General features: G+C 38.7%; 2 pseudogenes. Both read right to left on the bottom strand.

The window, feature by feature from the left end:
* Positions 1–220, bottom strand: a pseudogene (locus LOSG293_RS09875) (IS3 family transposase); the annotation flags it as partial.
* A pseudogene (locus LOSG293_RS10230) lies at positions 217–333 on the bottom strand (helix-turn-helix domain-containing protein); the annotation flags it as partial. The pseudogenes LOSG293_RS10230 and LOSG293_RS09875, both read right to left, overlap by 4 nt.

The following is a 333-nucleotide window of genomic DNA, read 5'->3' as shown; positions in this document are numbered from 1 at the left end:
CATGCATAACTAACGTTATGCGACGGTAACCGTATTTTTGAGTATACTTGGCATCTGTTTGGCGAATTTCATCAATGGCTTGGATAACCTGGTCATCATCATATTTTCGTCCCTGGCTTTGCTTAGTGTAATAGTACGTGCTACGTGGTATCTTAACGGCTTTGAGGATAAAACTAATCGACGTTTTGAAGACTCGCCTCAGATCATCAATTAAGGTCACTGTTTCGCGTGAGCTGATTTTTCGTGATCTAAGGCATCGAGTTTTTTTAGGAATTCATTCTCGATTCTTAACATCTTATTTTCTTGCTTGAGTTGCTTTAACTCATCTTTATC

Source organism: Secundilactobacillus oryzae JCM 18671 (genome assembly GCF_000740055.1).
GTDB classification, from domain to species: domain Bacteria; phylum Bacillota; class Bacilli; order Lactobacillales; family Lactobacillaceae; genus Secundilactobacillus; species Secundilactobacillus oryzae.
This window is presented reverse-complemented; position numbering and strand designations above follow the sequence as displayed.